The sequence below is a fragment of the Fulvivirga sp. genome (assembly GCF_040220315.1).
In the GTDB taxonomy this organism is placed as follows: domain Bacteria; phylum Bacteroidota; class Bacteroidia; order Cytophagales; family Cyclobacteriaceae; genus Fulvivirga.
This window is the reverse complement of record NZ_JAVJUY010000196.1, coordinates 1-6,561: the sequence shown is the minus strand read 5'-3', so window position 1 is coordinate 6,561 and position 6,561 is coordinate 1. Positions and strand designations below refer to the sequence as shown.

The window sequence follows — 6,561 nt, the reverse complement described above, 5'->3', positions numbered from 1 at the left end:
TTTATCAAGTTCATGGGATTCGAAAGGGTAGATTGTAACTGTTGAGGAATTTTTGATACTTGTTAGGAGATAGCACTTATTCCCTTCCTGAAAAAATGTTATAAATTTTTCCTTCTTATTTAAGCTGAACGAAGAAGATTTGAACTCCTTACTTTTAGTATCAAATTGCTGTATGTAAATACTTTTCTTTCTATCAGTACTATAAATTAATGTCACTATATTTTTTGATAAGTATCCACCAAGAAGTTCTGAATAACTTGGCATATCAATCACATCATTTGAAGTTGGTGAAAAAGTCGAATCCATGCCAATTATATATATATTGCTATTATCTCTAATGCAAAGTGTCGGTGTTTGTTTTGAATAAGTCAAAGGGATAATTTCAGCATCACCTGCACCTATTCCAAAAAAGAATCCTGAACCTCCTGACTTTAAATCTAGTTCAATAGAATTAATCTCAGTTTGGGCTAAAATAATTGAATAGGAGAATAGAATACAAATAGTAACTATTAACCTCATTTTAATAATCACCTAATGTTTCTTCTAACTGGCCAAGGGCTTTTTCAAGCTCCTCATCGCTTGGTGCAATCCCATGCCACTTGTGAGTTCCTACCATGAAATCAACACCAAAACCCATTTCAGTTTTCATTAGGTTGATTACTGGTTTGCCTTTACCACAAAGTGCTTTGGCTTGTGCTAAAGATTTAATCAGGCTTTCGATATCATTTCCTTCGCTCTCAATTACTTGCCAGCCGAATGCTTCCCATTTAGCTTTTAAATCGCCCAATCCCATTACCTCATCAGTGCTGCCGTCTATTTGCTGGCGATTGTAATCAATCGTGGCTATGATATTATCTACTTTATGATGAGCTCCGTACATGGCTGCTTCCCAAACCTGCCCTTCATCTTGCTCACCATCGCCCATGAGCACATACACATAGTTTTTATCGTTATTCAACTTCTTTGCTTGTGCTGCACCTAAAGCTGCTGATAGTCCCTGTCCTAAAGATCCGGAAGCGATTCTAATGCCCGGCAAACCTTCTTCAGTAGCTGGGTGACCTTGTAAGCGAGAATCGATCTTTCTAAACGTGTTTAATTCATCAACTGAGAAATACCCGCTTCTTGCCAAAACACTGTACCAGACAGGTGATATATGGCCATTAGAAAGGAAGAACAGATCTTCACCAATGGCATCAGGATTAAACGATTTATCGTGCTTTAACACATGAAAGTAAAGTGCTACAAAGAACTCTGTGCAACCCAATGAACCACCGGGATGGCCCGACTGTACAGCATGAACCATGCGTACAATGTCTCTTCTAACCTGGGATGAAATGTTTTTAAGTTCTTCGATATTAGGGGAAGTGCTCATAGAATATAATTTGATGCTGCGAAGTTAAAAATATTCAAATAAGAAGACTGGAATTCAACTTAAAAAATGGCATAAAAAAACCATCAGCCAACCGGCTGATGATTATAATCGAAGTTTTCTTTATTTAGTGGTATCTAACTTTGTGTTATCTTCTATAACGTTGCCTTTTTCATCAACATAAACGATATCATAGCCCAAACTTGCCAATCCCGGCTCAATTTTATTTTTATCGCCTACCACTACAATATTCATTTTATCATAAACAAGCTTTTCAGCAGCCAGCTCATTAATTCGGTTCACTGTCATATTATCTATGATTTTATTCTGTTGTTTTACGTAATCGGTATCAAGATCGTAATGAAGTATTCTTCTTAAGAATCCTGTTTTTTGCCAAGGAGCCTCGTAAGCTCTTGATTCACGTTGTCCAATAGATTTCTTCATAAAATCGAGCTCATCTTCATTTATGCCTTTATCAGCATAGAGCTTAATTTCTTTCATAAATTCAGCAACAGCACTATCTGTTACATTGGCTCTCACTCCAGCATAGGCAGTGTATGGCCCGGGATCATCGTCACTGCTCAAATACATGCCAGCACCGTAGGTGTAGCCTTTTTCTTCTCTAAGATTGAGGTTAATTCTACTGTTAAACGCTCCGCCAAGGTTGAAATTCATTAAATAACTTTCAAAATATTCACCTGTTACATCATATGTCATGTCCGTTAAGTAACCAATTCTAATCTCTGATTGCGGTGCAGCCTCTTTATCAACCAAATAGATTTTAGTACGGTCTATTTTTTTATCAACCTTAACTTCAGGAATTATAACTTCTTTTTCATTCCATTTAGTTAGGAAACTCAGGTTGGACAGAATGTCTTTTTTGCTGATATCTCCAACAATAATGAGTTCAGAAAGTGAAGGAGTGTAATAATTGCTATAGAATTTTTTAACATCCTCTAACGTAATATTTTCAACAGTTTCTTCAATACCTGTTGATGGCACTGAGTAAACATGTTCATCTCCATAGATTAATCTTCTGTACACATTATTTGCAATGGATGAAGGCTGCTTTTGTTGTGATTTAACACCTTCCAGCTGTTGCCTTTTAACTCTATTGAAATCAACTTCAGTAAACTTTGGTTTTAACAATACCTCTTCAAATAGCTTAATAGTTGGTTCCAGGTTTTTAACAAGTGTTTGAACGGAAATGGTAGTAGTATTGTCATCTACCGAAGCACTGATGCTAATCCCTAATTTTAACAATTCTTCTGAAAGCTGTTCAGCCGTGTAATTTTCAGTAGATTCTGTAAGCATAGAAGCCGTCAATTGAGCTAAACCGGATTTCTCAAGCATATTAGCTTCCAATTTATGGCCGCCATTAATGGTTAGTTCGATAGCTACCGTTGGTATTTCATCAGAAACTGCACCTATTACTTTTATGCCATTTTTTAATTTGGTTGTCCATACCTCTGGTACAGAAACTAAAGGGCTGGCACTAGGTGTTGGAACTTGGCTTCTGTCAAAACTACTTTCAGGTCTTTTGTATTCTAAACCACTATAATCAGTTGTGGGATAGGGGTTAGGGCCTTCCACTGTTTGCTCAAAGTTGTCTGGTTTTGCTGGCTGGCCGTCTTCCTCTGCCAGAACACTTTGGATAACAGCGGGTTTGCCTTTTATATATTTGTTATAAACCCTAAGCACATCTTCTTTGGTAACGGCAAGGTACCTTTTCAACTCTTCCTGCAAGTAATTAGGGTTGCCAGTGTATATTTCATATGAAGCAAGCTGTGCCACTTTACCACTAACAGTAGCAAGGCCATTAATTCTTGATGACTCAAAGCGAGCTTTAAATTTCTCAATGTCCTCATCTTTTACACCATTTTTTTCAAATTCTTCTAATGCTAAACGCATCTCAGATTCAAATTCGCTTAAAGACTTGCCAGGATAAGGAAGAACAAACATGGTAAACTCCCCGGCAAGCTCACTTGTGCCATGAAATACACTGGCCTGAATAGCCATTTGAGTTTCAACAAATTTTTTGTAGAAATAACTGCTACGCCCTGTACCTAATATTTCACCTAAACAGTCTAATGCAGGCTCATCAGCATGAAACTGAGGTACCGTTGGTAATGTCATTAAAAGGGCAGGGAAGCGTATATTTTTATCGTAATATGAAACATATCTGTCTTTATCTATGGATATAGGGTCTAACTTTAGAGGCTCAACTTCTGGGCCTCTAGGAATGTCGCCAAAATATTTTTCAACCTGTGTTATTACTTCTTGCACATTAATATCTCCACCAATAGTAAGAGTGGCATTGTTAGGCCCGTACCATCGTAAGAAGAATTTTTTCAGATCATCCACATCCACACGGTCTAAATCTTCAAGAATACCAATGGTCAACCATGAGTATGGGTGACCGTAAGGATATAATGATTTAGAATTGATTTCCCTCCATTGGCCATATGGGCTATTGTCATAGTTTTGGCCCTTTTCATTCTTTACAACTTCTCGCTGTACATCAAATTTCTTTTGGGTAATTGCATTTAGAAGAAAACCCATACGATCAGACTCAAACCAAAGAACCGACTCAAGGTAGTTGTTAGGCATTGTTTGGTAATAATTTGTTCTATCTCTATTTGTTGAACCATTATTCGTTCCACCTGCGCCTATGGTAATTTCATCTATCACACCATCAGCTACATTTTCTGAACCTTCAAACATCATGTGTTCAAAGAAATGGGCAAAACCTGATTTCTTTAATTCTTCTCGCGCTGAGCCCACATGATATGTAACATCTACATGAACTAATGGATCTGAATGGTCTTCATGGATAATTAAAGTCAATCCATTATCAAGTTCATATTTCTCATAAGGGATGACAATCTCGCCCTCTTTTTGCACTACTTTTTCAACAAGCTTTGTCTGAGCAAATGATTGTGAGGTAGATAGTAGAATGAATAAAAATAAGTATCTGGTTTTCATGATGGGGTTGATTTATTCACTAAAATAAACGAACATTTGGATAATTAGAGCTATAAAAAACAAAAGACCATATAGAAATTTCTAAATGGTCTTTTATCTCTTTAGACGGATAAATCACTTCAGAATCTGAGCGGCATGATCTTTTGTCTTTACTTTTTCAATAACTTCTTCTATCACCCCTTTTTCATCAATTAAAAAAGTTACTCTGGCAGTGCCCATATATGTTCGGCCGTACATCTGCTTTTCTACCCAAGTGCCGTATTTTTCATGAATCTGCTTCTCAGTATCGGCCAACAATGTAAATGGCAGGTTTTGTTTCTCGATGAACTTTTGATGTGACTTCTCGCTATCCGTGCTCACACCAAGAACTTCGTAACCGGCAGACTGCAGTGCCTTGTAATTATCTCGCAAGTTGCAAGATTCGGCAGTGCAACCAGGAGTGTTATCTTTCGGGTAAAAGTAGAGTACAACCTTTTTACCTTTGAAATCAGACAGTTTTACTTTATTTCCATTCTGATCATTCACTTCAAAATCTGGCGCTTTATCTCCCGCTTTTAATTCCATAGTTATTATTAAATTTTTGTTTCAAATATGCTTTCGTTGTTCATGTTATCACGAACAATGAGTTTAACAACTCCACTGAAAGGTTTGTTTTTATCTAGTTTTTCAGACCAAATTAAAGCTCTTTTGTAGTCATAATGCATTAATACCCATTCACCATTAACATAGCAGTTAAATTCTTTAAGGCCAGAAAGGTTATCACTTATTTTAAACATCAAATCATTGGAATTTACTCTAACCTGCCTGATAGAAGGAGCAATGCTATCTGTTAAAATAGTATAATCACCAAACTTTCGTGTCCAGAAAGAAATTTGATTTTTCTCCCACGTTCCTCCTTCATAATAAGGGTTTTTGCCATCTAAAAAATAGGCTGCAGAAAATTTACGATCATAATCTTTTGTTGGCTTTAATTCTATTTTTATAGATTTTCTTAATGGTACAGTGCCTCTTCCAACAGTCCAAATTTCTTGGTTGGTTACGGAATCTGTTTTATAATCACTTTCAAAATAAAGGGTATCAAACAAAGCCGCTTGCTGAAAAAAGATATCTGCTTCAGCACTGTAATAAGTATAAGCTATATTGGGTGAGATAGTTTCCTTAAATGGAAGTGTGATAAACTGGCCATTAACATCTAGTAATTTCGGTAAATCCTTTCTAAGGTCATGAAGGTATACTTTACTGCTCGCTGTTACATAGGATGGTAACAATGACACTCCATTTAAGGATAAGTTATTGTCGTAATTTTTGGGGTAAGAGATAATCATTATGTTTTCTTGTAATTCGGTGTTAAGTCCACTTACCCACTGGTGATTTAAAGGCTTTGATATTTTCCCTTCAATAGAGAGGTCAACATAACTTCTATTTCCGTATGTGTCAATCATAGTGATTTTCACATTAAACTGATCTCCTTCTTTTACAATAAGCTTACCATTATTCTTATTTGAATTATAAAATCGCAACTCATTGCCATCATCTACATACAATTTATGCCAACGCTCACCACTTTTATATAGATCTTCATAACTCATATGTTTGTAGATATTCTTTTGCTCACCAAAAGAGAACTTCTTTATTCTATATTCATAGGTAGATGTGCCATTTACTTCTACAATCACAGTGTTAATTCCACATCTAAATCGAGAATAATCTAATTTGTCATACGCGTCCAACATTAGACCAATTTCACCTACTGCTTGAATGGGCCTATCAAGCTTGTAGTTATTCCCAATACGCCTAAGACGATATTCTTCCTGGCCAAAAACACCACTTACTCTGGCTTTTTCATTTAATGTTCGGGCAATAATTTTTTCTGCAACAGGTGGTGTGCGATCTAGAACCTCATCAAAGCCATAACTTAATGGGTTGAGAGGTTGTTGCTTTTCATCCCTTATATCAAAATGAAGGTGTGGCCCTCCAGAAGATCCGGAATTACCTGACCAGGCTATTGTATCACCTTTTTGAACGATGAATTTGCCCTGATAGAGCGATTGATCTAATTCAAATGTTTTAAGTCTATATTGTTCTTTCAATACATATTCCGCTATAGGGCCTTCAAACTTCTCAAGGTGGGCATAAACAGTGGTGTGTCCGTTTGGGTGGGTAACATACAATGCATTTCCATAGCCGGAAGTGGAAACTGCCACTCT

Annotated in this window: 5 protein-coding genes; all 5 read right to left on the bottom strand. The window is 36.6% G+C overall.

Annotated elements, in window-relative coordinates:
* Window positions 1-519: hypothetical protein (locus RLO81_RS09690; protein WP_350110683.1), on the bottom strand; the 519-nt coding region annotated here is incomplete at its 3' end.
* 1 nt (window position 520) lies between these two features.
* Window positions 521-1,372, bottom strand: coding sequence for a transketolase (locus tag RLO81_RS09685; RefSeq protein ID WP_350110680.1), 852 nt, complete (start codon window positions 1,370-1,372; stop codon window positions 521-523).
* Window positions 1,373-1,492: 120 nt separating this feature from the next.
* Window positions 1,493-4,354 carry a M16 family metallopeptidase gene (locus tag RLO81_RS09680; protein ID WP_350110677.1) on the bottom strand — a complete coding sequence of 954 codons (2,862 nt, stop codon included), beginning with the start codon at window positions 4,352-4,354 and terminating at the stop codon, window positions 1,493-1,495.
* 114 nt (window positions 4,355-4,468) lie between these two features.
* Window positions 4,469-4,918 carry a thioredoxin-dependent thiol peroxidase gene (gene bcp / locus RLO81_RS09675; RefSeq protein WP_350110674.1) on the bottom strand — a complete coding sequence of 150 codons (450 nt, stop codon included), beginning with the start codon at window positions 4,916-4,918 and terminating at the stop codon, window positions 4,469-4,471.
* Between the two features lie 8 nt (window positions 4,919-4,926).
* A partial coding sequence (locus RLO81_RS09670; protein WP_350110671.1) for a M23 family metallopeptidase occupies window positions 4,927-6,561 on the bottom strand: 1,635 nt, incomplete at its 5' end.

Bases quoted from the DNA above. Each gene is read 5' to 3' on its own strand.
- RLO81_RS09685 (WP_350110680.1), bottom strand. From the start codon at position 1,372: ATGAGCACTTCCCCTAATATCGAAGAACTTAAAAACATTTCATCCCAG.
- RLO81_RS09680 (WP_350110677.1), bottom strand. From the start codon at position 4,354: ATGAAAACCAGATACTTATTTTTATTCATTCTACTATCTACCTCACAA.
- bcp (WP_350110674.1), bottom strand. From the start codon at position 4,918: ATGGAATTAAAAGCGGGAGATAAAGCGCCAGATTTTGAAGTGAATGAT.